24 protein-coding genes and 1 pseudogene are annotated in these 23274 nt (G+C 52.7%); 4 read left to right on the plus strand and 21 right to left on the minus strand.

What is annotated here, in order from left to right; translation table 11 throughout:
- Window positions 1-697 precede the first annotated feature (697 nt).
- The 8 genes from HMPREF2954_RS09855 to HMPREF2954_RS09890 form a co-directional block, all read right to left on the minus strand.
- Entirely contained in the window at window positions 698-1162 is a 465-nt protein-coding gene (locus tag HMPREF2954_RS09855; RefSeq protein WP_045074282.1) for a ProQ/FINO family protein, read from the minus strand.
- A 341-nt stretch (window positions 1163-1503) separates the two neighbouring features.
- Window positions 1504-2595, minus strand: a complete 1092-nt coding sequence (gene aroC, locus HMPREF2954_RS09860; RefSeq protein WP_070689116.1) for a chorismate synthase — start codon at window positions 2593-2595, stop codon at window positions 1504-1506.
- 103 nt (window positions 2596-2698) lie between these two features.
- A complete protein-coding gene (locus tag HMPREF2954_RS09865) occupies window positions 2699-3469 on the minus strand; it encodes a sulfite exporter TauE/SafE family protein (RefSeq protein ID WP_009311622.1) in 771 nt (256 codons plus the stop codon).
- Between the two features lie 117 nt (window positions 3470-3586).
- Window positions 3587-4669: a tRNA (uridine(54)-C5)-methyltransferase TrmA gene (gene trmA / locus HMPREF2954_RS09870; protein ID WP_045074288.1), complete on the minus strand. Its 1083-nt coding sequence runs from the start codon at window positions 4667-4669 to the stop codon at window positions 3587-3589.
- A 147-nt stretch (window positions 4670-4816) separates the two neighbouring features.
- Window positions 4817-5533, minus strand: a complete 717-nt coding sequence (locus HMPREF2954_RS09875; RefSeq protein WP_045074291.1) for a GntR family transcriptional regulator — start codon at window positions 5531-5533, stop codon at window positions 4817-4819.
- 359 nt (window positions 5534-5892) lie between these two features.
- A complete protein-coding gene (locus HMPREF2954_RS09880) occupies window positions 5893-6312 on the minus strand; it encodes an OsmC family protein (RefSeq protein ID WP_003741038.1) in 420 nt (139 codons plus the stop codon).
- Window positions 6313-6463: 151 nt separating this feature from the next.
- Window positions 6464-7819, minus strand: coding sequence for a PFL family protein (locus tag HMPREF2954_RS09885; RefSeq protein ID WP_045074294.1), 1356 nt, complete (start codon window positions 7817-7819; stop codon window positions 6464-6466).
- Window positions 7820-7833: 14 nt separating this feature from the next.
- On the minus strand, window positions 7834-8106 hold the full coding sequence (locus HMPREF2954_RS09890) for an ACT domain-containing protein (RefSeq protein ID WP_045074296.1): 273 nt from the start codon (window positions 8104-8106) through the stop codon (window positions 7834-7836).
- 194 nt (window positions 8107-8300) lie between these two features.
- Here HMPREF2954_RS09890 and HMPREF2954_RS13105 point away from each other — a divergent pair.
- Window positions 8301-8417 (plus strand): annotated as a pseudogene (locus HMPREF2954_RS13105) (IS5/IS1182 family transposase); the annotation flags it as partial.
- A 140-nt stretch (window positions 8418-8557) separates the two neighbouring features.
- On the opposite strand, the gene alr reads toward HMPREF2954_RS13105, so the two are convergent.
- The gene (gene alr, locus HMPREF2954_RS09895) at window positions 8558-9616 is read right to left on the minus strand and encodes an alanine racemase (protein WP_045074299.1); all 1059 of its coding nucleotides are present in this window, start codon (window positions 9614-9616) and stop codon (window positions 8558-8560) included.
- Window positions 9617-10074: 458 nt separating this feature from the next.
- Between alr and HMPREF2954_RS09900 the strand changes: the two genes are divergently transcribed.
- Window positions 10075-10956: a carbohydrate kinase family protein gene (locus tag HMPREF2954_RS09900; RefSeq protein WP_045074301.1), complete on the plus strand. Its 882-nt coding sequence runs from the start codon at window positions 10075-10077 to the stop codon at window positions 10954-10956.
- Window positions 10957-11035: 79 nt separating this feature from the next.
- Here the strand turns inward: HMPREF2954_RS09900 and thiD are convergent, their stop codons facing one another.
- The 3 genes from thiD to HMPREF2954_RS09915 all read right to left on the minus strand — a co-directional run bounded on the left by thiD (window position 11036) and on the right by HMPREF2954_RS09915 (window position 14142).
- Window positions 11036-11842 (minus strand): bifunctional hydroxymethylpyrimidine kinase/phosphomethylpyrimidine kinase, encoded by an 807-nt coding sequence (thiD, locus tag HMPREF2954_RS09905; RefSeq protein WP_045074304.1) that lies wholly within the window; start codon window positions 11840-11842, stop codon window positions 11036-11038.
- Between the two features lie 254 nt (window positions 11843-12096).
- Complete coding sequence (locus HMPREF2954_RS09910) at window positions 12097-13092, minus strand: ornithine carbamoyltransferase (RefSeq protein ID WP_045074307.1); 996 nt, start codon at window positions 13090-13092, stop codon at window positions 12097-12099.
- Window positions 13093-13332: 240 nt separating this feature from the next.
- Window positions 13333-14142 (minus strand): methylated-DNA--[protein]-cysteine S-methyltransferase, encoded by an 810-nt coding sequence (locus tag HMPREF2954_RS09915; protein ID WP_082054534.1) that lies wholly within the window; start codon window positions 14140-14142, stop codon window positions 13333-13335.
- Window positions 14143-14396: 254 nt separating this feature from the next.
- Between HMPREF2954_RS09915 and HMPREF2954_RS09920 the strand changes: the two genes are divergently transcribed.
- Window positions 14397-14954 carry a YbhB/YbcL family Raf kinase inhibitor-like protein gene (locus tag HMPREF2954_RS09920; protein ID WP_045074312.1) on the plus strand — a complete coding sequence of 186 codons (558 nt, stop codon included), beginning with the start codon at window positions 14397-14399 and terminating at the stop codon, window positions 14952-14954.
- Here the strand turns inward: HMPREF2954_RS09920 and HMPREF2954_RS09925 are convergent.
- From HMPREF2954_RS09925 to ylqF, 3 genes are all read right to left on the minus strand, one after another.
- The gene (locus HMPREF2954_RS09925) at window positions 14932-15747 is read right to left on the minus strand and encodes a helix-turn-helix transcriptional regulator (RefSeq protein WP_186805550.1); all 816 of its coding nucleotides are present in this window, start codon (window positions 15745-15747) and stop codon (window positions 14932-14934) included. The genes HMPREF2954_RS09920 and HMPREF2954_RS09925 overlap by 23 nt on opposite strands.
- Before the next feature lie 729 nt (window positions 15748-16476).
- Complete coding sequence (gene dapE / locus HMPREF2954_RS09930) at window positions 16477-17622, minus strand: succinyl-diaminopimelate desuccinylase (protein ID WP_045074316.1); 1146 nt, start codon at window positions 17620-17622, stop codon at window positions 16477-16479.
- A gap of 168 nt (window positions 17623-17790) precedes the next feature.
- On the minus strand, window positions 17791-18732 hold the full coding sequence (ylqF, locus tag HMPREF2954_RS09935; protein ID WP_045074319.1) for a ribosome biogenesis GTPase YlqF: 942 nt from the start codon (window positions 18730-18732) through the stop codon (window positions 17791-17793).
- A 3-nt stretch (window positions 18733-18735) separates the two neighbouring features.
- Here ylqF and HMPREF2954_RS12740 point away from each other — a divergent pair, with 3 nt between their 5' ends.
- On the plus strand, window positions 18736-18891 hold the full coding sequence (locus HMPREF2954_RS12740) for a hypothetical protein (protein WP_003776816.1): 156 nt from the start codon (window positions 18736-18738) through the stop codon (window positions 18889-18891).
- Here HMPREF2954_RS12740 and HMPREF2954_RS09940 read toward each other — a convergent pair.
- The 6 genes from HMPREF2954_RS09940 to ubiA all read right to left on the minus strand — a co-directional run bounded on the left by HMPREF2954_RS09940 (window position 18888) and on the right by ubiA (window position 22719).
- Window positions 18888-19118 (minus strand): hypothetical protein, encoded by a 231-nt coding sequence (locus tag HMPREF2954_RS09940; protein WP_045074321.1) that lies wholly within the window; start codon window positions 19116-19118, stop codon window positions 18888-18890. The genes HMPREF2954_RS12740 and HMPREF2954_RS09940 overlap by 4 nt on opposite strands.
- A 148-nt stretch (window positions 19119-19266) precedes the next feature.
- On the minus strand, window positions 19267-20121 hold the full coding sequence (rapZ, locus tag HMPREF2954_RS09945) for an RNase adapter RapZ (protein ID WP_003756091.1): 855 nt from the start codon (window positions 20119-20121) through the stop codon (window positions 19267-19269).
- Window positions 20102-21064: an HPr(Ser) kinase/phosphatase gene (gene hprK / locus HMPREF2954_RS09950; RefSeq protein ID WP_003756089.1), complete on the minus strand. Its 963-nt coding sequence runs from the start codon at window positions 21062-21064 to the stop codon at window positions 20102-20104. Before hprK ends, rapZ begins: the two co-directional genes overlap by 20 nt.
- Window positions 21065-21067: 3 nt before the next feature.
- On the minus strand, window positions 21068-21517 hold the full coding sequence (gene ptsN, locus HMPREF2954_RS09955; protein WP_003743926.1) for a PTS IIA-like nitrogen regulatory protein PtsN: 450 nt from the start codon (window positions 21515-21517) through the stop codon (window positions 21068-21070).
- A 128-nt stretch (window positions 21518-21645) separates the two neighbouring features.
- A complete protein-coding gene (locus HMPREF2954_RS12745; RefSeq protein WP_156133782.1) occupies window positions 21646-21792 on the minus strand; it encodes a hypothetical protein in 147 nt (48 codons plus the stop codon).
- A gap of 9 nt (window positions 21793-21801) precedes the next feature.
- A complete protein-coding gene (gene ubiA / locus HMPREF2954_RS09960; RefSeq protein ID WP_045074324.1) occupies window positions 21802-22719 on the minus strand; it encodes a 4-hydroxybenzoate octaprenyltransferase in 918 nt (305 codons plus the stop codon).
- Window positions 22720-23274 lie beyond the last annotated feature (555 nt).

The following is a 23274-nucleotide window of genomic DNA, read 5'->3' on the forward strand; positions in this document are numbered from 1 at the left end:
ACGCCGTATCATTGCAATTTTAATCCACTATAATTCTTTTGTTTTGTCTTGATGATAATTCCCAACGCCAAACGGCGCTGTTTTGCGCTACTGATTCAATATGCTGCATATAAAGCAAAAATTTAGGAATTTTCATAAAAACCATTGACAAAACTTCTTTATTGTGTCAGAATTACGCCCGTTGAGTTGCTTGATGCAGCTTGATTTTTCTCCTCTATTTCTCCTTTGTAGACTTGGCGCATATCCCAAACGATATGCGCATTTTTTTATCTTGATTTTCCAAGTTTAAAATAAAATCAAACAAAACAAGATATTCCTATCTACTTCAATCCTCACGCATACAAAAATCCATCTTTGAAAACGTATCATCCCCATAAAAAATCAACAAACACCCAACGTTTGCTCAACCCTGCCAAAGCAGAAATCATGACCGCAAAGCTTATTCCCTCTTTTCCCTCCTCCGTTGATTTGATAGTGGATTAACTTTAAACCAGTACAGCGTTACCTCGCCTTAGCTCAAAGAGAACGATTCTCTAAGGTGCTGAGGCACCAAGTGAATCGGTTCCGTACTATATGTACTGTCTGCGGCTTCGTCGGTCTTGTCCTGATTTAAATTTAATCCACTAGAAATGCCGATAAAAAAGGTCGTCTGAAACAGAAAATCCGTTTTCAGACGACCTTTTAAAATCATTCGGTATTATTCGGCGTTGTTTTGTGCCACTTCTTCAGTTTCGGCGGCTGCGCCGACTTGTTCGGCTTCTACCGCCTCAGCTTGCGCTGCCTGTTTGGCCGCTTGGCGCTCGGCTTGCTCTGCCAAAGCCTGCTGGACAAACGGATGCTGTTGGGCGATGGCTTGTTCTTCCGCGCTGACTTCGCCTTTGAAGCGGTTGTTCAAATCAAAACGTTTTCCACCACGCGCCAGGGCTTTGAGGTAGCGGGGGCGGCGGCAATGGTTGGCGAGGACGCGGGCGATCAGTGCAGGATCGTATTGAGGCAGCGCGGCAACAAGGTCTTGGTCGATGCCGACGGCCAGCGGTTTGAATCGTTTGAAGACGTCGTATTTGCCGTAGATGTGGTCGGCAATCATGTCGGTCTGTTTTTTCTTGCTCATGGTTTGGACGGCGGATTTCAAAGCTGCGCCCAAAGCGGTTTCTTGTGTCATGTCGTTTGTATTCCTCTAAAATAAAGCCGTGCGTTTCGCTATGGCACGGTAATGGCGGTATTTTAGTATAAAGCCTGTGTTTTGGCTAAGTTTTTTTGCGAATGTTCGATTGTATAGTGGATTAACTTTAAACCAGGACGGCGTTACCTCGCCTTGCCGTACTATCTGTACTGTCTGCGGTTTCGTCGTCTTGTCCTGATTTAAAGTTAATCCACTATAAATGTTTATTTGCGGACAAGCCGGCACACTTATCTCAATAGGCGTTGAGAAAGGTCGTCTGAAAATGTTCGGCACAACCCGCCATGTTTGTTTTCAAACGACCTCTTTAGATTTTATCTTCACTACTTGGCAATATCGGGCGTATCGACGGCTACGTCGGCATTTTGCGCGCGATGGCGTAGGGCGTGGTCGATAAGCACGAGCGCGAGCATGGCTTCGGCGATGGGGACGGCGCGCAGGCCGACGCAGGGATCGTGTCTGCCGTGGGTGGCGAGTTCGACGGGGTTGCCGTTGATGTCGATGCTGCGGCGCGGAGTGGCGATGGAGCTGGTGGGTTTGATGGCGATGTTGACGTGGATGTCTTGCCCGGTGCTGATGCCGCCGAGGATGCCGCCTGAGTGGTTAGACAGGAAGCCTTGCGGGGTGAGTTCGTCGCCGTGTTCGCTGCCGCGCTGGACGATGCTGCCGAAGCCTGCGCCGATTTCCACGCCTTTGACGGCGTTGATGCCCATCATGGCGTAGGCGATTTCGGCATCGAGGCGGTCGAAAACGGGTTCGCCCAAGCCCACGGGGACGTTGGCCGCTTCGATATGCAGTTTCGCGCCGACGGAATCCAACGATTTGCGCACGCTGTCCATATAGTTTTCCAGCTCGGCGATTTGGCTTTGGTTGGCGGCGAAGAAGGGATTTTGGGAAATGTGTTCGTAGCCTTCAAACTGAATTTCTTTTTCGCCGACTTGGGTGACGTAGGCGGTGATTTCCGTGCCGAATTTTTCTTTCAGCCATTTTTTGGCAACGGCTCCGGCGGCAACGCGGGCGGCTGTTTCGCGGGCAGAGCTCCTGCCGCCGCCGCGGTAGTCGCGCGTGCCGTATTTGTGCCAGTAGGTATAGTCGGCATGGCCGGGACGGAAGCTGGTGGCGATGTTGCCGTAGTCTTTGCTGCGTTGGTCGGTATTGCGGATTAAGAGGGCGATGGGTGTTCCGGTGGTTTTGCCTTCGAAGACGCCGGAGAGGATTTCGACTTGGTCGGCTTCGCGGCGTTGGGTAACGTGGCGGCTGGTGCCGGGTTTGCGCCGGTCGAGATCGGCTTGGATGTCTGATTCGGCCAATGCCAGTCCGGGCGGGCAGCCGTCGATGATGCAGCCCAAACCTGCGCCGTGGCTTTCGCCGAAGGTGGTAACGGTGAAGAGTTGTCCGAAAGTGTTGCCTGCCATGTTTCCCTCTATCGGTCATTTGCTGAAAGATGACGGATTTTAGCATACAAAGGTCGTCTGAAACGCTTTCGGCGGGCGAATCCTGCCTTTGACACGCCTTCTGTTATCGAATCAAATCCCAAGCGAATTTGCCTATGGTCAGACACAGCAACACCATAAATCCATAACGCAGAAACTGGGTGCCGCCGCGTATCGCCAATTTCGCACCGACCACGCCGCCGCACAAATTCGCCAGCGCAAGCGGGATTGCCCACGCCCAAACGACGTGCCCTTGCGGGATAAAAAATGTCAGCGCGGCGAGATTGGTGGTCGAGTTGATGACTTTGCCCGATGCGTTTGCCGTCAAAAAATCGTAGCCGTAAAAACGGACGAACACGAAAGCCAAAAGGCTGCCCGTCCCCGGCCCGAAAATCCCGTCGTAAAAGCCGATTAATGCGCCGAAAAACAAGCCCCACAAGGTTTCGCGACGCGTCAGCTTTTCAGTGCGCACCGTTTGTCCCAAATCTTTTTTGATAAAGGTATAAACACACATGGCAATCATGATGACCAGCATCGCCGGTTTCATATATTGCACGGGGAAAAAGACCACGGCTTTCGCGCCCAGATAGGAAGCAGCAAACGCCAGTACGGCAGCGGGCAGCAGCATTTTCCACGGCACGGGGATTCTGCGCAGATATTGCCCCGTGGCAGTAACCGTCCCGCAGCAGGAGGCAAACTTATTCACGCCCATCACCGAAGCAACAGGTGTGGAAGTTGGCAGCAAGTTAAACAGCCCGGGTATTTGCAACAACCCGCCGCCGCCGACCGCCGCGTCCATCAGTCCGGCGCAAAATCCTGTAAGCAGTAAGAGGTAGAAAAAGGAATCTACGGGCATGATGATTTAGGCTTTATTGGAAATTTGTTATCAGGGAAAAGGTCGTCTGAAAACAGTTCTGCACATGAAAATCCATGGTTTTAAAATGTTCAAACGACCTTTTTCAAATCCGCTTCTTTATTTCTTCTTCAAATAAACGCCGCTTTCGATATGGTGCGTAAACGGGAACTGGTCAAACAACGCGGCGCGTTCGACAGTATGGGTTTGGCAGAGGGTATCGAGGTTCGCGCGCAGTGTTTCAGGATTGCAGGAAATATAGATAATGTTGTCAAACTGGGAAACCAGCTTCAGCGTTTCATCATCGACGCCGGCTCGGGGCGGATCGACAAAAATCGTGGAAAAATCATAATCTTTCAACGAGATACCCTGTTCTTGTAGGCGGCGGAATTCGCGGCTTTGGGTATAGGCTTCGGTAAATTCTTCCGCAGAGAGGCGGGCGATTTTGATGTTGTCCCTTTGGTTGGCTTCGATATTCCACTGTGCGGCATAAACGGAAGTTTTGGACACTTCGGTCGCTAACACCTGACGGAAATGCTGCGAGAGCGGCAGGGTGAAATTACCGTTGCCGCAGTAGAGTTCGAGCAGGTCGCCGCCGAGGTTTTGCGCGACATCGCATGCCCAGCCGAGCATTTTTTCGCACACGCGGGCGTTGGGCTGCGTGAAACTGCCTTCGACTTGGCGGTAGCGGAAGGTCTTGCCGTTTACGTTCAGCTCTTCGATTATATAGTCTTGAGTCAAAACGATTTTCTGCCCCCTACTCCGACCGATGATATGGATGCCCAATTCACGCACCAAGGTTTCGGCGGCACGCTGCCACGCTTCGCCCAGTTTTTTGTGGTAAATCATGGTAACGAGCATCTCGCCGCTCAGTGCAGACAAAAATTCAACGGCGTACCAGCGGTTTTTGAGTTCGGGATTTTGCGCGGCGGCTTCGATGAGCTTGGGCATCAAGGCGTTGATGGATTCGGAGGCGGCGGGAAATTGATCGCAACGTATCAGGCTTGCGCCGCTTGCTTTCTGCCCGCGCTCAAACATGGCGTAAAACATTTCGCCGCCTTCGTGCCAAATACGGAATTCGGCGCGCATCCGGTAATGCTGTTCGGGGGATTCGAAAACTTGAATTTCAGGAAAATCCAAACCTTGGAAAAGCTGTTGCAAGTATTGGATTTTTTGGTCGAGCTGTTGCGTATAAGCGGTCATTGGAGAAATGTCTCATGGAAAAGATGTCGGAATGTCGGTTTAGTCGGCAGGTTGGCGTAAAGCTGCTTGACAACACCGAAAATGCTGACAAAGGTCGTCTGAAAACTTACTACGCTTGTTTTCAGACGACCTTTTATCGGCATTTGATTACTCGCCTTCGTATTTGCGTTCCAAACGCTCTACGCACGCGCTTAAGTGTTTGCGCATGACTTTGACCACGCGGTTGCGTTTGCCGTTGACCAGCAGGTCGAGGATTTCGCGGTGTTCGGAATGGGTGTGGGTGTTGATGGTGCGTTTTTCATGACGCTGCGCATCGAAAACGGCGACGATGAGCGAAGAGCGGGCGCACAGGGTGTTCATGATATCGAACAAGACGTGGTTGTCGATGAGGCGCGCCAGTTCGACGTGGAAGGCGTTGGACAGGCGGTTCCAACCCACGCGGTCGCCGCTGTCGGACGCCTGTTCCTCACGTTCGATCATGGCGTAAAGCGGCTGGAGGCGCGTTTCCAAATCGGGCATATCGGACAGAAGGTTCAAAATCATGCTTTCCATTTCGATACGCGCGTTGAACACGTCCTGCATTTCCTTCAAATCGGGAACATGGACGAACGCGCCGCGATTGGGCTGCAAATCGACGATTTTGTCGTGCGCCAACAGGGACAGCGCGCCGCGCACAGTATTGCGCGAGCAAACCATCTGGCGGCAAAGCTCGGATTCGGTCAATTTTTTGCCGGGCAGCAAAACATGGTCGGTGATGCCGTCCAAAATCAGAGCGTAAACGCGGAACAGCTCCGAATCGTGCCTGCCTGCGGGCATCATGGAAGAAGGGGTAGGCGCATGGAGGGTATCGTTATCGGTATTCATTATTTAAGCTCTCCTCATAGTCTGGCGTGTCATATCGTTTGAAATAACAGAAATTTTTCAGCGGCGGCAACCTGCCCCTTATCGCTTTTTGCTTGATTCCATTTCGATATAGCACAAAATCTGATTAAGATATAATTAAAAATTGTTGACAATCTTTAGTGAAGCTTGCACAATATCCTCACAAGGCCAAGTTATAAAGGCTGATAGAGAGAGAATCCACAATAAGCAAGCAGATATATTCATAGTGTAGCGTGAATATATCTGCTTTTTTGTCGGGCGGCCTTTATTCACGCTTTAACAATATTCCGCCTCTAAACGCTTTTCAGACGACCCCAAGGATACGGGGGTCGTCTGAAAAATTACTCTGCTTCGACGGTTTCAAAACTGTGGGTGATTTTCGCCGCCTTGCCCAGCATAATCGAGGCGGAACAATATTTCTCGGCAGACATCTGCACGGCGCGCTCGATGGCGGATTCGGTCAAATTGTGTCCGATGACTTTAAAATGGATATGGATTTCGGTAAATACGCGCGGGGCATCGTCGGCGCGCTTCGCGGTAACCGTCGCTTGGCAGTCCACTACCTTTTGACGCTGTTTCTCGGCAATCATCACGACATCGATGCTGGAGCAGCCCGCCACGCCCAAAAGCAGCATTTCCATCGGGCTGGGGCCGCGTTTCGCCTGCCCTTCCGCCGCCGCACCCTCCATGACGACGCTGTGTCCGTTTTCGGTCGTGCCGACAAAGCACATTCCGTCTATCCATTTTGATGTAACTTGCATGATTGCCTTTCTATCGCAAAAATGCCTGAGAAACAGGCGCATTTTCATATTGTAAACATTTTTTACGGATAAATATAGGCGCAAGGATGGAGAAGGTCGTCTGAAAACTCGCAAAGCTTGTTTTCAGACGACCTTTTTCATGGTCAGGCAATCAGTTCTTCATCGACTGAACCGGCGCAGGAATCCTGCCGCCGCGGTTGACGAACACTTCGCACGAACCTTCTTTAACCGGCATTACAGGCGCGTAGCCCAATAGGCCGCCGAACTCAACGCTGTCGCCGACGGTTTTGCCCGTTACCGGAATGATGCGCACCGCGGTGGTTTTGCTGTTGATCATGCCGATGGCGGCTTCATCGGCGATGATGCCGGAAATCGTGTGCGCGGGCGTGTCGCCGGGAACGGCAATCATGTCCAGTCCGACAGAACAAACGGCGGTCATTGCTTCAAGTTTGTCCAGCGTCAGCACGCCTGCTTCGGCAGCGGCAATCATGCCTTCGTCTTCGGAAACGGGGATAAACGCGCCGCTAAGGCCGCCGACCGCGCTGGAAGCCATCATGCCGCCTTTTTTCACGGCATCGTTCAGCAATGCCAAGGCTGCCGTCGTGCCGTGCGTACCGCAAACGCTTAAACCCATTTCTTCAAGGATGCGCGCCACCGAGTCGCCGACGGCAGGGGTCGGTGCCAGCGACAAATCGAGAATGCCGAACGGGATGCCCAGTATTTTCGAGGCTTCGCGGCCGATGAGTTCGCCCACGCGGGTGATTTTGAAGGCGGTTTTCTTCACGACTTCGGCGACTTCGGTCAGGCTGACCGCGTCCGAATTTTCCAGCGCGGCTTTGACCACGCCCGGCCCCGATACGCCGACGTTGATGACGGCGTCCGCCTCTCCCGAACCGTGAAACGCGCCCGCCATAAACGGATTGTCTTCCACCGCGTTGCAGAACACGACAATTTTGGCGCAGCCGAAACCTTCGGGCGTGATTTCCGCCGTGCGTTTGATGGTTTTGCCCGCCAGTCTGACCGCATCCATATTGATGCCTGCGCGCGTGCTGCCGATATTGATGGAGCTGCACACGATGTCGGTAGTCTTCATCGCCTCAGGAATGGAGCGGATTAACACCTCGTCTGAAGGCGACATGCCTTTTTGCACCAGCGCGGAAAAGCCGCCGATAAAAGACACGCCGATGGCTTTGGCTGCCTTGTCCAAAGTCTGCGCCACGCTGACGTAAGAATCGGCTTTGGTTGCCGCCGCGATTTGGGCAATCGGCGTGACGGAAATACGCTGATTCACAATCGGCACGCCGTATTTGGCGGAGAGATGTTTCGCCGTAGCGACCAAATCTTTGCCGACAGTGTTGATTTTGTTGTAAATATTTTGGTTCAACACATCGATGTCGGTGCTGATACAGTCGTGCAAATCAATGCCTATGGTAATGGTGCGGACGTCGAAATGCTGGTCGGCAACCATTTTGACGGTTTCTAAAATTTCGCCGGATTGGATACTCATTACATTCCTCCGACTCAAATGCGGTGCATGGCTTGGAAGATTTCTTCGTTTTGCATACGGATGTCGAGCGCGAGTTTTTTGCTCTCTTCCGCAAACAAATCCAGCATTTCCTGCCGCGATTTGGGGCATTTCGAGGTATCCACCAAGATAATCATGGTGAAGAAATCGTCCATCAGCTGCTGGCTGATATTGAGGATGTTGATTTGGTTTTCCGCCAAAATTTTGGAAACGTCGTACACGATGCCGACGCGGTCTTTGCCGATGACGGTGATGACTGAATTGTTCATAAGTCAGGGTCCTTGCAGGGGTCGTCTGAAAAATCTGGTTCGGGAAATTATAACATTGCTTTAGAATAAGATGGTTTGGATTGTTGACAATTTTGTATTGCCGAACCTGATATTCCGTCTGCCGTCATTCCCGCGCAGGTGGGAATCCAGATTTATCCGTGCAGAAATCGTCAAAGAAAAAGTTTCCTAAATTTTATAGTGGATTAAATTTAAATCAGGACAAGGCGACGAAGCCGCAGACAGTACAGATAGTACGGCAAGGCGAGGCAACACCGTACTGGTTTAAAGTTAATCGACTATATGTTCTGGATTCCCGCCTGCGCGGGAATGACGGCCACTCTTAAAATATTTGGATTTTCAAAAAGCCCTATGAAGAAGGTCGTCTGAAAACCATGTAACGAAACCGTTAACTTTGTTTTCAGACGACCTTCAGTTCAAACCGCTACTTAAATCACTCCGAATAGGTAAACTTCGCACGTTTGACGTTGCAAAGGATTTCATACGGAATCATACCGGCGGCTTCGGCGACTTCGTTGATATTAACAATGTCGCCCCACAATTCGACTTCCGCACCCAAACCTTCTTTGGAAGCATCGAGTTCGACGGTGATCATGTCCATTGACACCCTGCCGATGATGCGGCTGCGTTTGCCTTCGACGGCAACGGGCGAGTTGGTCGAGGCTCGGCGCGGATAGCCGTCGGCGTAACCGCAGGCAATTAGGCCGACGCGTGTAGATTTGCTGGTATAAAACGTCGCGCCGTAGCCGATAGGAGAATGAGGTTGCAGGACGCGTTCGCCGAATACGCGGGAAGTCAAGCGCATGACGGGTTTCAGGCGTTCGTCCACGCCGCCGAACGGAGAGATACCGTAAAGCGCCAGTCCGGCACGACCCCAGTCGCGGCGCGCTTCAGGGACGTTCAGGATGGCAGCGGAGTTGGCAAGGCTTTCTTCGCCTTCCAAGCCTTCACACGCCAAATCAAAAGCTTCAAGCTGCATTTCGGTCATGCCGTTGTCGGGTTCGTCGGCGCAGGCGAAGTGGCTGAATTTGACGATGCCGTCGACGTGTTTGCATTGTTTCAGGGCGGTGTAGGCGGAAGTGTAATTGTGCGGGAAGAAACCGGCGCGGTGCATACCGGAGTCCATTTTGAGCCAGACTTTGACGGGATTTTGCCAATGATGGGCGATTAAGGCTTCGAGCTGCCACTGGCTGCCGACGCCCGGCCACAAATTGTATTTATTGACGGTGGCGTATTCCGACGCTTCAAACACGCCTTCGAGCAATACGATGGGATTGGTAATGCCGTTCTCGCGCAATTCGACGGCTTCGTCCACGGTGGCGACGGCAAACCCGTCGGCAAGGTCGGACAATGCGTGGGCGCACCGTACCGCGCCGTGTCCGTAAGCGTCCGCTTTAATAACGGCAAGCATCTTGCCGCCGTGAATCTGTTTCAGGGTTTGGTAATTGTGGCGCAGATTGTCCAAGCGGATTCGGGCATTTAATGGACGCATGATTTGTTCTTTCCGTTAATGAAGGTCGTCTGAAAATGGATATTCACGTTTTCAGACGACCTTTCGGTATTTTTAACGACCACATTATAGGCTTAAAGAGAGGGTTTTTAAATATCGTAATGAAATGAAGAAAATTGGAATATATAGCCCGTCTGTTCAAACATATTCTGCCGATTTGTATTTAAATTTCAAAAATCAGCATATCCCCTTCCCAAAGCACTTATAAAATGAAAGAAAAATAAACCCTGCTAATTTGCCGAATCAGGCCGCCTGTAACGCAATATTGTGATGAATCAAACTTCCTGACGGATAAGCCCGCGATTGCTTGTCAGTCGGTAGATTTTAAAACATAATACTTACGCGCCTAAGTATTGGAGTTTTACTACAAATACATGATAGGTAAGCCGTACGCAGCGCAGCAGTTCCATCCAATCAACTCAAAGCAAGGAAGGTCTAAAATGAAAGTAACCAGTTTCGGCGAAGTGTTGTGGGACGATTTTCCAAGCGGCAAAGTGTTGGGCGGTGCGCCGCTGAACGTTTTGGTCCGTTTGCAATCCTTCGGGGTCGATACCGCCATCATCAGCCGTCGCGGTGATGATGCCGATGGCGAAGAGCTGCTGCGCCAAATCCAAGCGAAAAACGTCAATACCGACCTGCTGCAAGTGTGCAAAGAATGCGATACCAGCCTTGTCAAAGTCATCTTGGACAAATGCGGCAGCGCGTCATACGAAATCGTATATCCCTGCGCGTGGGACCGCATCATCGTCGAAGATGCCGCCTTGCAGCGTGTCGCCGAATCCGATGCCTTCGTGTTCGGCAGCCTTGCCACCCGCGACGAGGTTTCCCGTGCGGCATTAGACAAACTGATGGAAAAAGCCAAATTCAAAATCTTCGACGTCAATCTGCGCAAACCCCACTACGACACCGACCGCCTGCTCGCCACCATGAAGCGTGCGGATATGCTCAAGCTCAATGACGACGAATTGTACGAACTGTCCGCAGTTTACGGCTCTCCCTACCACAGCATCGAACAAAACATCGCCTACCTCAACCGCTTGACCGGCGCACAAACCATCTGCGTCACTTTAGGCGGACACGGCGCGATTTTATACAAAGACGGCGAACTCTACCGCCACTGCGGCTTCCGCATCAAAGTCGCCGATACCGTCGGCTCCGGCGACAGCTTCTTGGCAGGACTGACTTACAAACTGCTCAACAATGCCGAGCCTCAAGAAGCCATCACTTTCGCCTGCGCTCTCGGCGCCCTAGTCGCCTCCAGACACGGCGCGACGCCCGACATTTCCTTACAAGAAATCGAAAGCTTCATGAATCCGGCTTGATGTTTGCCATCAACGGATGCCACAACAAAAGGTCGTCTGAAAACGGATTTTCTGTTTTCAGACGACCTTTCCATATCCCTCAATCCCGATAAGCCCAATGATTGACCGGACCGTGTCCCGCGCCGATGTTCAAAGGGTTGCGAATCGCCTCGGTAATGTATTTTTTGGCGGTTTGCACGGCTTCGAGTGTCTCGAAACCTTTTGCCAGCTCGGCGGCGATACAGGCGGAGAACGTGCAGCCTGTACCGTGCGTATGCGCCGTCGGGAAGCGGCGGTCGGTAAATTCAAACACATCATCCGGCGTAAACAGCCAGTCTGTGCAGTATTCGCTGCGGCTGTCGCCCAAATGCCCGCCTTTAATCACCACGTTTTTCACACCGCAATCTTGCAGGATTTTGGCAGCGCGTTCCGCGTCTTGGCGGTTTTCAATGCGCACGCCCGTCAAGGTTTCCGCTTCGGGCAGGTTCGGCGTCAGAATGTCGGTATCAGGCAGAAGCAGACGTTTCATCGCTTCAACGGCGGAGTCCTGCAACAGCGGCGCGCCGCCTTTGGCAATCATCACCGGATCAAGGACGCGCTTGCCGAAACGGCATTTTTTCAGATTTTCGGCAACGCATTCAATCACTTCCGCCGTACCCAGCATCCCGATTTTATAGGCGCGGATTTCAAAATCAGAGCGGACGGCTTCGATTTGAGCAGTGATGATGTCGGTCGGAATCAGATGCACCGCCGATACGCCGAGCGTATTTTGCGCGGTCACGGCTGTCAGCACGCTGGTGCCGAACACGCCGCGCATCTGAAACGTCTTCAAATCCGCCTGTATCCCCGCCCCGCCGCCGGAATCCGAGCCGGCGATGGTCAGCGTTTGGACAAATGTTTCTTCCATTTGGTTTCTCCTGTTTCTTGGTTGGACAATTTAGGAAGCGGTTTGAAGGTCGTCTGAAAACCAATCATGCTTGTTTTCAGACGACTTTTGTTTTGTGGAAATCTAAAAGTTTGGAATCGCAACAATCTCTGTACATTCGCCCAAAATAGAAGTCTAGATTCCTGCCTTCGAGGGAAGGGGGTGTAAGTGCCTGTTATTCAGATTTATTATAGACTGATTTAATCATTTTTTTGATATAGCACTGCCGTTAGCCGTCAATCCCCCAGCGCCGCCACCATCACCGCTTTAATCGTGTGCATCCGGTTTTCCGCTTGGTCGAACACGATGCTGGCGGGGCTTTCGAATACTTCTTCCGTCACTTCCACGCCGTTTAAGCCGAAGGTTTCGTAAATCCATTCGCCGACTTTGGTTTCGCGGTTGTGGAAGGCGGGTAGGCAGTGCATGAATTTGACCTGCGGATTGCCCGATACTGCCATCAGCTCAGGGGTAACGCGGTAATCTTTCAATAAATCAATGCGTTCCTGCCACGCCTCTTTCGGCTCGCCCATGCTGACCCACACGTCGGTATGGATGAAATCAACGCCTCTGACGGCTTCTTCCGCATTTTCGGTCAGCAAAATCTTTCCGCCGGTTTCTTCGGCGACGGCGCGTGCGCTGGCGACGATGTTTTCAGACGGCCACAAGGTTTTCGGTGCGCCGATACGCACGTCCATACCGAGCTTCGCGCCCAACACCAGCAGCGAATTTGCCATGTTGTAACGCGCGTCGCCGACGTAGGCAAATGCGTTTTGATTCAAGGGTTTGCCGCTGTGTTCGCGCATGGTCAGCGCGTCGGCGAGCATTTGGGTGGGGTGGAACTCGTTGGTCAAGCCGTTGAACACGGGCACGCCGGCGTATTTCGCCAATTCTTCGACCACGTCCTGCCCGAAGCCGCGATATTCGATGCCGTCGTACATCCTGCCCAACACGCGGGCAGTGTCTTTGATGCTTTCCTTATGCCCGATTTGGCTGGCGGACGGCTCCAGATAAGTCACCCCCGCCCCTTGGTCGCGCGCGGCGACTTCAAACGCGCAGCGGGTGCGGGTCGATGTTTTTTCAAAAATCAGGGCGATGTTCTTCCCTTTCATCCGCTGCACTTCACACCCCGCCTTTTTGGCGGCTTTCAACTCGGCGGCAAGGTCGAGGTAGGCGGTGATTTCTTCGGGCGTAAAGTCCAAAAGTTTCAGGAAATGGCGGTTTTTCAGGTTCATATTCGTATTTCTCCTTTCCGGCAGGTCGGGCATTGATGAGCAATCTGCCGCTGCTCTATTTTATAGTGGATTAACTTTAAACCAGTACGGCGTTGCCTCGCCTTGCCGTACTATCTGTACTGTCTGCGGTTTCGTCGTCTTGTCCTGATTTAAAGTTAATCCACTATAGTCAGGTCGGATTTTCAAATCCGATCATTTCAATCGGCGTTGTCGGATACCAGCATCCGACTTACTTCAAAATCAAAACAAGGTCGTCTGAACTTCGCCGCGTTCCAAAGCAAGCAGCGACTGTTTGCGATTCAGGCCGCCTGCGTAGCCGGTCAGCTTGCCGTCGCTGCCGATGACGCGGTGGCAGGGAATCAGGATGGACACTTTGTTCTGCCCGTTGGCGGCGGCAACGGCGCGGACGGCTTTAGGATTACCCAAACGCTGCGCCTGCTCCTTGTAGCTGCGCGTTTCGCCGTAAGGAATCGCCAAGAGCGCATCCCATGCCTGCTTTTGAAATTCGGTACCGATCTGCTCCAAGGGCGTGGCAAAGGTTTTCAGACGACCCTCGAAGTATAAGTCCAATTCCTGCCGCAGAAGTTGCGTTCGCTCATCTTCCCGAAACACAAACCGCCCGCGCAAGGCTTTTTGGACGGCGGTAATTTCCTGTTCCATATGTTTCTGCCCGACAAACTCCAGCAAACACAAGCCTTTACCGCCGAACACCGCCAGCATCTCGCCCAAAGGCGTGGCAATGGCGGCGGCGGTCAGTTCGTTCAAGCTGTCAGGATAATGTACTTCCAAGAGACGGATGGCGCGGCGGATGCGGACATATTCTTCAGGCGCGCAGCCGATACGGTCGATAAAATCCTGCTCGAACTGCTTGGCTTCGCGTTCCGTCAGATTGGGATACGGCATGACTTCACATTCAAAAACTTGGGTTTCGAGCCAATGGCGGATTTCATCCCATTTTGACGGCAGGTTGTTTAAGGAAGGCAGGGTAATCATTCGTTTGCTCCGTATCTCTGACATGGATTTGGCGGCAAAATCCCCAATTTTCGCCATTCCCGCACGCTGATGCAGGAACGGGCTACGACGTAAATCTTGAGGGTTGGGTTGCGGCGATTCCTAAATATTCGATATTTCTAAAGCCTCAGGGAAAGGAATTAAAGACTTCAGACGACCTGCAAAGGGTCGTCTGAAACCACGGATTTTTACATTTGCGCATTTCGGCACATCATCCAACCGTTTCGGCACATTCCTGCCGCCATTGACAGCCTATAATGAATCCACTTATTCATCAAGCAAAGGAATCATCTATGCAAACCCGCATCCTCTCCGCCGTACTGATGGCTTTTTCAACCGCTGCCTTTGCCGAGGGCGCATTCACGCTGCAATTCGACAACCCGTCCAAAGACGGCGGCTTCACGCAAAACCAGCTTTTGAGCGCGCCTTACGGCTTCGGCTGTTCGGGCGGCAATGCTTCGCCCGCGCTGTCGTGGAAAAATCCGCCCGCAGGGACAAAAAGTTTCGTCCTGACCGTTTACGATAAAGACGCGCCGACCGGTCTGGGCTGGATGCACTGGGTGGTCGCCGACATCCCCGCCGATGTCCGCCGCCTGCCCGCAGGCATTACCGCGCAAGGCGGCAGGTTGCCCAAAGGCGCGCTGCAAACCCGCACAGACTTCGGCACTCCGGGCTACGGCGGCGCATGTCCCCCCGAAGGCAGGAAACACCGCTACGAATTCACACTCACCGCGCTGAAAGTCGCCAAGCTGCCGAACATCACCGCCGAATCCACACCCGCGCTGGTCGGTTTCTTTACTAGGGCAAACAGCTTGGGCGAAGCGAAATTCACGGTCGAACACCAACGCTGACCTGCCCCGTGCGCCGATATGCCGCCGGCTCCGCTTCCGATCGGACCGCCGACGGTACGCAACCGAACCGCTCTTTGAAGCGCGCGCTGAAACGGGACGGGCAGTCATAGCCGACCGCGCCGGCAATCTGCGCCACCGGCCATTGCGTAACCTGCAACAGCGTCAGCGCGCGCATCATGCGTACATCCGTCAGCAGCGTACGGAAATTCGTGTCCTGCCGCGCCAACCGCCGCCGCAACGCAGCCTCACTGCAATTAAGCCGCTGCGCCAGCATCGCCGACGACCAGTCCGCAGCCATATCGGCGGTAATCAGTTTGCGGATTTGCCGCATCAGGTTGAAGCCTTCGTACACGGCAAAACCGATGCCGTCATGCTGCAACCACGCCAACACGCCGCAAAGCGCGGCCTCCGCCGCATTGTGCGGCACTTCTTCATCCGCCAGTACCGCAGCCGCATAATCAAACGCCGCGTTCATCCGCCCGGGGTGCGGCAGCTTCACCGCATCGCACACTGCCTGCGCCGTCCCGTATTGTGCGGCAAACCTTTCTATGGCTTCCTGTTCGAAAGCAATCCATTGCGCCTGATAGAGGTCGTCTGAATCAGGAATATTGATGACGTCAAACGTCTGCCCGCCTGCCAACGCAACAACCTCACCCGCCGCAATCCTCAATTCGCGCCCCGCCCACCGCAGCTTCTTGCATCCGCGCCGCACGATAACCACGGTCGGTTCATGTACCGCCACGCTGCGGTACAAGGCGGTATGATGTTGCACGATGCCGCCTAAAGCACCCAATCGTTCACGCGTATGAAAGTAATTTGACGGCACGGTTATATTCCTCAATGTTTCAACACACAGGGCTGCACATAAGGCGCAGCCCTGTTTACCCTGATTTGGAAGGGGTTACTTCCCAAAAAATAAACAAAATTCTACTGCCCTGAGGGGCCGGGTTTCAACCATATTCCGTCGGCGTGCCTGCAACTTGGCTCCCTCCCCTGTAGGGGAGGGTTGGGGAGAGGGTAAAACGGGGCAGATACAGACAATATTTCCGTTGCCGACCCAATGCCCTCTCCCTAACCCTCTCCCACGGGAGAGGGAATGGATTGCCGTTCAAATAAATCGCTCTACATAAAAATCAATGCGTTATCTCAAACTCACGTTAGGTCTAATCAAATTGTCAGACATCCATATCCGACAAGCAATCTGCTTTTCAGACGGCCTTACAAATTTAAGTTTGACGTGCGTTCGAAATAAGGCAGTTGATGCAAAGCCAAATTCCGTCGGCGTGCCTGCAACTTGGCTCCCTCCCCTGTAGGGGAGGGTTGGGGAGAGGGTAAAACGGGGCAGATACAGACAATATTTCCGTTGCCGACCCAATGCCCTCTCCCTAACCCTCTCCCACGGGAGAGGGAATGGATTGCCGTTCAAATAAATCGCTCTACATAAAAATCAATGCGTTATCTCAAACTCACGTTAGATCTAATCAAATTATCGGACATCCATATCCGATAGCCCATCTTCTTTTCAGACGGCCTTTTCAGCCAACAACCGCGCCAATATCCCCTCATACACCGCCGACAGCTTCGGAATATCGTCCAGCCGCACGTTTTCGTTGATTTGGTGGATGGTGGCATTGGACGGGCCTAATTCGATGAGTTCTTTCGCAATGGCTTTGATGAAGCGTCCGTCCGAAGTGCCGCCGGTGGTGGACAATTCGGTCTCTACGCCGCAGGTTTCGGCAATGGCTGCGCGTGCCACGTCGGTCAGTTTGCCCGCGTGGGTCAGGAAGGGCTGCCCCGAGCACGACCACTGCAAATCGTATTGCACGCCGTGTTTGTCCAAAATGGCGTGAACGCGTTGTTTCAGCCCTGCTTCGGTGGACTCGGTGGAGAAGCGGAAATTGAATTTGACGTTCAGCTCGCCCGGAATGACGTTGGTCGCGCCTGTGCCGCCGTTGATATTGGAAATTTGAAAGCTGGTCGGTGGGAAGTATTCGTTGCCTTCGTCCCAGACTTCCTGCGTCAGCTCTAACAAGGCCGGGGCAAAAGTGTGGACGGGGTTGATTGCCAAATGGGGATAGGCGATATGGCCTTGCTTGCCTTTGACGGTCAGGTTGCCCGACAGCGAGCCGCGTCGGCCGTTTTTAATCATATCGCCCAATTTGTCCACGGCGGTCGGTTCGCCGACGATGCAGTAGTCGATAAGCTCGTCGCGCGCTTTCAATACATCGACGACTTTGGTCGTACCGTCCAGCGCGTCGCCCTCTTCGTCGGAAGTAATCAGGAGCGCAATGCTGCCTTGGTGGTCGGGATGTTCGGCAACAAAGCGTTCGCAGGCGGTAACGAAGCAGGCGATGCTGGTTTTCATGTCCGCCGCGCCGCGCCCGTATAATCTTCCGTCGCGCTCGGTCGGCTCGAACGGGGGCGAATCCCATTTTTCAACAGGGCCTGTCGGCACGACGTCGGTATGCCCTGCAAAACAGACGACAGGAGCTTTCGTGCCGCGTCGCAACCAGATGTTTTTGGTGTCGCCGAAATGGAGTTCTTCAGCCGCAAAACCGATTTTGTACAGGCGTTCGGCAAGCAGTTTTTGGCAATCTCGGTCGTCGGGAGTAACGGACGGGCGGGAAATCAACGCTTTGGCGAGTTCTAGGGATTGGGTTTCGGTCATTTTTTGGTTTTCTTGTTGATTGTGAATATTTGGAACAGGTCGTCTGAAAATAAGTTTCGGGTTTCAGACGACCTTTTTGTAGCAAATTATATAGCGTTCGATGCTTGAATTCATTCCTATGCGGAAATGGAGACACGGATATTTTCTATTTTAGCCCACCATACCGCCCTACTCGTCCACAGGCTTCTGCCCTTTACGTTCTGCCTTTCTGGCTTCGCGAATGGCTTTGAGTTCGGCTTCTTTTTGACGGGCTTTTTTGAGCCATGTTTCCCATTGGTTCGGCGTTTCAAGGGTGATTCTGCCGATTTTGCCTTCGCGGAAGTCGGTGAGGATGTTCTCGGCGGCTTTTTGGTAGTTGATCCGTCCGCCGCTGAGGACTGCGCCGCGTTTTTTGGCTATCCATTCGAGCCATGAGTTGTCGTCCCAGTGGCTGCTGGGATCTTTGTCGGCTTGGTAGCGTTCTTGCAGCATGGGGAGGTAGTGGCGGCGGAGGTAGTCTAGGAGCTCGAGGGCGACTTCTTCTTCGTCCAGCGCGTTGCGTCCGACTGCGCCGCCGGCGGCGAGGTTGTAGCCTCCTTCTTCAACGATGATTTTCGGCCACAGCATTCCGGGGGTGTCGTAGAGCCAGAAGTCGTCGGCGAGGAAAAGGCGTTGTTCGGCTTTGGTGATGCCGGGTTCGTTGCCGGTTTTGGCGGATTTTTTGCCTATCATGCCGTTGATGAGGGTGGATTTGCCGACGTTGGGGATGCCGCAGATGAGGACGCGCAGGGGTTTTTCTATGCCTTGGCGGTGGGGAATCATGGCGCGGCAGGCTTGGGTGATTTTGCCGTGTGCGCCGGTTTCGGAGGAATCAAGGGCGATGGCGCGGGTGTCGGGGCGGCTGTTGTAGTGTTCGAGCCAGATTTTGGTGCGTTCGGGGTCGGCAAGGTCTTGTTTGTTGAGGATTTTGAGTTTGGGTTTGCCTTTGGAAAGCTGGGCAAGCAGGGGGTTTTCGCTGGAGGCGGGCATTCGTGCGTCCAGCATTTCAATCACCATGTCGACGCTTTTGGCGCGCTCGGCGATGGCTTTTTTTGCTTTGTTCATGTGGCCGGGAAACCATTGGATTGCCATGTTTTGTTCTTTCTGTCTGATTTGCGGTGGGGTCGTCTGAAAAGTGGTTCGGCGGTGTTTTCAGACGACCTGAGGTTTGTCCGTTTTCTGTGCAAAGGTCGTCTGAAAGCCTTCGCGGTTTTTCAGACGACCTTTTGGTTTGGGGCGCTCAAGGTTTAGAGGTTGCCGTGTTCGTAGCGGTAGTAGCCGGCTTCGTCCATACATTGTTCAAGGGATTTGGATTCGCGTCCGTGTTTGGCGTCGTGTTGCGCTTGTGATTTGCAAACGTTGATTTGACGGGAAACTTCGGATTCGCTTGCGCCGGTGCGGTGCCAGCGGTAGGCGGGGACTTCGGTGGCGCAGGCGGCGAGTGTGCAGGCGAGTGCGAGGGTGAGGATGTGTTTCATGGTTTTCTCCTTTTATAGTGGATTAAATTTAAACCAGTACGGCGTTGCCTCGCCTTGCCGTACTATCTGTACTGTCTGCGGTTTCGTCGTCTTGTCCTGATTTAAATTTAATCCACTAAATATCGAAAAGGTCGTCTGAAAAGGGGAATCAGCGTCCGGACAGGTTTTGCGCCTGTCTGTGGCGGACCAGCAGTTCGTAATGCCCTTGCAGGCGTTGGGCGAGTTTTTCGACGACATAGACGGAACGGTGCTGTCCGCCGGTACAGCCGATGGCGATGGTCACGTAGCTGCGGCTTTCTTTTTGCAGGCGCGGGAGCCAGTGGTTCATAAAGTGGTCGATGTCGTCCACCATTTCCTGCGCCAGGGGCTGCTGGTCGAGATACGCTTGAATGGGGGCGTCCATGCCGGTGTAGGGGCGCAGCTCGGGATCGTAATAGGGATTGGGCAGGCTGCGCATATCGAACATGAAATCGGCGTTGTTCGGCACGCCGTATTTGAAGCCGAAAGACTCGAGGATAACCAAAAGCCCTCTGCGCTCAATGTTGAGCCATTGTTGAACGGCGTAACGCAGTTGCTGCGCGTTCATTTTGGATGTATCGATGCAGTAGGCGATGTCTTTGAGCGGGAACAGCCATTCGCGCTCTTTTTGCAGGCTTTCCAGCAGGGTAAGGTTCAGCCCCGACAGCGGATGGCCGCGCCGCGTTTCGGAAAAACGGCGCACCAGCACGCTTTCTTCTGCTTCAACAAACAATACTTCGACCTGATGGCCTTCATCGCGCAGGTATTGGATTTGCTCCTGCGCTTCCTGAATGTTGATGCCGGAGCGGACATCGACGCTCACGCCGAGTTTGGTTTCATCGGCGCGCTCGATATGGTGCAGCACCAGCGAAGGCAGCATTTCCAGCGGCAGGTTGTCCACACAGAAATAGCCGAGGTCTTCAAGCTGTTTGAGGGCAACGGACTTGCCCGAGCCGGACAATCCGCTAATCAGGACGATTTTCATGGTTTTGTTCGTTTTCTTTGAGTTGTGTTTGATGGCGTTCGAGGAATTCTTTGGTACTGTCTTTGCCGCGCAACTGGAGGATGTAGTTGCGCACCGCCGCTTCAACCAATACGGCAAGGTTGCGGCCCACGGCGACAGGCAGGGTGACGGAACGGACGTTAACGTTGAGGATGGACTCGGTTTCCGTGCGTATGCTCAAGCGGTCGAGCTGCTTCATGTAATCGTCGTCGGCAGCGACCAGGTTGATAATCAATTGGAGGATTTTTTTCGGACGGATGGAGGTTTCGCCGAAAATGTGGCGGATGTTGAGTATGCCCAATCCGCGCACTTCAAGGAAATCGCGCAACATCGGCGGGCAGCGGCCTTCGAGCGTTTCGGGGCCGGTACGGAAAAGCTCGACCGCATCATCGGCAATCAGGCTGTGTCCGCGCGAAATCAATTCCAACGCCAACTCGCTTTTACCCAAGCCGGAATGACCGGTAATCAACACGCCGACTTCAAATACATCGAGGAATACGCCGTGTTTGACGATAGAGGTCGCCAGCGTGCGTTGCAGATAAATCCGCAACACGTCCATCAAATACGGGCTTTCGAGCTTGGAAGTCAAGAGCGGGATGTCGTTTTTATGGCAGTAATCGCGCAATTTGGGCGAAACCGCCAGACCGTTGGCAACGATGACCAGCGACATGGGAATATCGAAGAGTTCGCCGAAATCGTAATTCAATTCGCCCGATTCGAGGCGTTTAAGATATTCGGCTTCGGCAACACCGACGACTTGGATTTGATTGGGATGGATAAAATTCAAATGGCCGACCAACGCCAAAACGGGTTTGTCGGCCTCTACTCCGATGCGGTTGTCCGCACCCGAATTGCCTGCCGCCCAAGCAAGTTGGAGCTTGTGCTGATTGTCGGAAAACAGGCGGCGGACGGATATACTGGGCATTCTTTACTCTTCTGCCAGAAGTTTGCGCACCTCCTCGGCAGAGGTCGCGGACATCAAGGCTTCACGGACGGCTTTTTGCGAGAACCTGCCCGCCAGTTTGGACAAGACTTCCAAATGCTCGCCGGTCGCATTTTCCGGCACCAACAAAGTGAAAATCAGGGATACGGGTTTGCCGTCGGGCGCATCGAAAGCGACCGGTTCTTTCGTGCGGATAAACGCGCCGGTGGCTTTTTTCACGCAGGCATGACGACCGTGCGGGATGGCGACGCCCTGCCCCAGGCCGGTCGAACCCAGCTTTTCGCGGGCAAACAGGCAGTCGAAGACATCGCCGTGAGGTAATTCTGCTTCATGTTCAAGCAGCAGGCCCGCTTCTTCAAACAAGCGTTTTTTGCTGCCGACTTCCAAGTCTAAAACGATATGGGACAAAGGCAAAATTTCGCCGATAAGGCTCATAGAAATCTCTTTTGATGTGGCAAAATGAAATGGAATTGTACCGACTGTCTGTACAAACCTCAATCCTGAACACGCAATTTACACTCAGATTGCTAACAAGAAACGCTGCTTCTTTGATATTTCTTAACTCACACACAAGGTCGTCTGAAAACAGCGGCAAGTGGTTTACGGCGGGTTTGGCTACCAGACAAAACCCAGCCGCCATCCATCAATCCGCCCATCCCCCAAAAAGCAAAACGTCGTCTGAAACCCTTTTCAGACGACGTGTTAACCATTTTATTGCCTTACAACCGCGTGGCAGCCAAAGCCCACAAATAATGCCCCGCCAAACCCAAAAACCACAGCAGGCCGATATAGTTGTTATCCAAAAACACTTTAAAACAAGTCTGGCGGTCGCGCGTTTTGATGGCATGGTATTGACCGATTTGCAGCCACACCACCGCAGGCAGCATGATCCAATACGGCCATGTCGCGCCGATTTTCACGCCCAACACCGCCATCAGCGCGGTAAACCAAAAATGGCAGAGCATGGAAGCGGAAATATCGTGATCGCCGAACGTGATGGCCGAAGTTTTAATCCCGATTTTCAAATCGTCTTCCTTGTCCGACATCGCATAAATCGTGTCGTAGGCAAGCGTCCACAAAGCATTGGCGGTAAACATCAGCCACGCCGTAGAAGGCACGCCGCTGCGGACGGCGGCAAACGCCATCGGAATCCCGAAAGAAAACGCCAGCCCCAAATAAAACTGCGGCAGCGGGAAAAACCGTTTGGTAAAGGGGTAAGTCATCGCCAAAAACAGCGCGGGAACGCTCATCACCCAAGTCAACAGGTTCAGCGGCGTCATGCAGAGGGCGGCAAGCAGGCAGAGGATGACGGTCAGCAGAATTGCTTCTGTTTTGGAAACCAACCCGCGGGCAAAGGGGCGGTTTTTCGTGCGCTCGACCGAGCCGTCAAAATCGCGGTCGGCAAAGTCGTTGATCACGCAGCCTGCGCTGCGCATAAAGAACGTACCGGCGGTAAACGCCCAAAAAATATCCGCTTCCGGAATGCCTTCCGAAGCGACCCATAACGCCCAATAGGTCGGCCAAAGCAGCAGCAACGTGCCGATAGGCTTGTCGATGCGCATCAATTTGCCGTATACCAAAATGCGGGCAACGGCGTGGCGGTTGAGAAAATGTAAGAGAAAACGTCTTATCTTCATGTAGGTAATTTAAATTCTATGGCAAACCTGGACAAACCTCGCATCCCTTTTCAGACTTTGCCGTTACCTTATTAAAATTTTTGTAACTGTTTCAACGGAAACTTGCCTATTATAAGCTAATTTTCAAGAATGATGATTAAATTTAAACATTTATGACGAAAAATTAAACAGGATGCCATTTGAGATACTGAAAATGAATCTAGAAAACGCAGTGCAAACATCTAAAATAAAATACTTAAAAATCAATAAGAAACCAATTTAAAATACCAATTCTCTACTACACACCCAACTTACCCAAATCTCCCATTTAATACGAAAAGTTCCTCCTTTATTACAAAATAAATAATTGGCATCCCCAAGAATAAGGTCGTCTGAAATGCAACCTACCAGTTTGAACTGCACCCCAAAAGTTGGACACATCCCCTCCAACTCACAAGGTGCAGTTTTTTTATGAGCAAATATACATTACACCTCAAATACCAAGCCGTACTCCACTATCTGAGACCTTTGCAAAATTCCTTTTTCCCCCGACAGCCGAAACCCAAACACAGGTTT

The sequence above is a fragment of the Neisseria sp. HMSC067H09 genome (assembly GCF_001814135.1).
Taxonomy (GTDB): Bacteria; Pseudomonadota; Gammaproteobacteria; order Burkholderiales; family Neisseriaceae; genus Neisseria.